The organism is Natronorubrum sp. A-ect3 (assembly GCF_041821125.1).
Classification (GTDB): domain Archaea; phylum Halobacteriota; class Halobacteria; order Halobacteriales; family Natrialbaceae; genus Natronorubrum; species Natronorubrum bangense.
In genome coordinates, this window is the sequence record NZ_JBGUBB010000022.1 from 1 (window position 1) to 1,575 (window position 1,575).

The window sequence follows — 1,575 nt, forward strand, 5'->3', positions numbered from 1 at the left end:
TTCCGGTTGATCCTGCCAGGAGGTCATTGCTATTGGAGTCCGATTTAGCCATGCTAGTTGTACGAGTTTAGACTCGTAGCAGATAGCTCAGTAACACGTGGCCAAACTACCCTATGGATCCGGATAACCTCGGGAAACTGAGGCCAATCCGGAATACGATTCCCAAGCTGGAACTGCTGGGAATCCGAAACGCTCCGGCGCCATAGGATGTGGCTGCGGCCGATTAGGTAGACGGTGGGGTAACGGCCCACCGTGCCAATAATCGGTACGGGTTGTGAGAGCAAGAGCCCGGAGACGGTATCTGAGACAAGATACCGGGCCCTACGGGGCGCAGCAGGCGCGAAACCTTTACACTGCACGCCAGTGCGATAAGGGGACTCCGAGTGCGAGGGCATATAGTCCTCGCTTTTCACCACCGTAAGGAGGTGGTAGAATAAGTGCTGGGCAAGACCGGTGCCAGCCGCCGCGGTAATACCGGCAGCACGAGTGATGACCGCTATTATTGGGCCTAAAGCGTCCGTAGCTGGCCTTGCAAGTCTATCGGGAAATCTGTGTGCCTAACACACAGGCGTCCGGTGGAAACTGCACGGCTTGGGACTGGAAGACCAGAGGGGTACGTCTGGGGTAGGAGTGAAATCCCGTAATCCTGGACGGACCACCGGTGGCGAAAGCGCCTCTGGAAGACGGATCCGACGGTGAGGGACGAAAGCTCGGGTCACGAACCGGATTAGATACCCGGGTAGTCCGAGCTGTAAACGATGTCTGCTAGGTGTGACACAAACTACGAGTTTGTGTTGTGCCGTAGGGAAGCCGTGAAGCAGACCGCCTGGGAAGTACGTCCGCAAGGATGAAACTTAAAGGAATTGGCGGGGGAGCACTACAACCGGAGGAGCCTGCGGTTTAATTGGACTCAACGCCGGACATCTCACCAGCATCGACAATGTGCAGTGACGGTCAGTGTGATGAGCTTACCTGAGCCATTGAGAGGAGGTGCATGGCCGCCGTCAGCTCGTACCGTGAGGCGTCCTGTTAAGTCAGGCAACGAGCGAGACCCGCATGCCTAATTGCCAGCAGTACCCTTGTGGTAGCTGGGTACATTAGGTAGACTGCCAGTGCCAAACTGGAGGAAGGAACGGGCAACGGTAGGTCAGTATGCCCCGAATGTGCTGGGCGACACGCGGGCTACAATGGCCACGACAGTGGGATGCAACCCCGAGAGGGGACGCTAATCTCCGAAACGTGGTCGTAGTTCGGATTGAGGGCTGAAACTCGCCCTCATGAAGCTGGATTCGGTAGTAATCGCGCCTCAGAAGGGCGCGGTGAATACGTCCCTGCTCCTTGCACACACCGCCCGTCAAAGCACCCGAGTGAGGTCCGGATGAGGCCACCGCAACGGTGGTCGAATCTGGGCTTCGCAAGGGGGCTTAAGTCGTAACAAGGTAGCCGTAGGGGAATCTGCGGCTGGATCACCTCCACAGACCGGGACTGGGGCGTTGCCCCAGCCCACACCGCGTGGCGCTTTGCGTCACGCACTCCACGTTCGATTGACCCATCGCTGGGCCGATCGGGCACCTT

Annotated in this window: 1 rRNA gene; it reads left to right on the forward strand. The window is 58.0% G+C overall.

The annotated features are described in order from the left end of the window. Positions 1-1,475 (forward strand): 16S ribosomal RNA (locus tag ACERJA_RS20105). Positions 1,476-1,575: the final 100 nt, after the last annotated feature.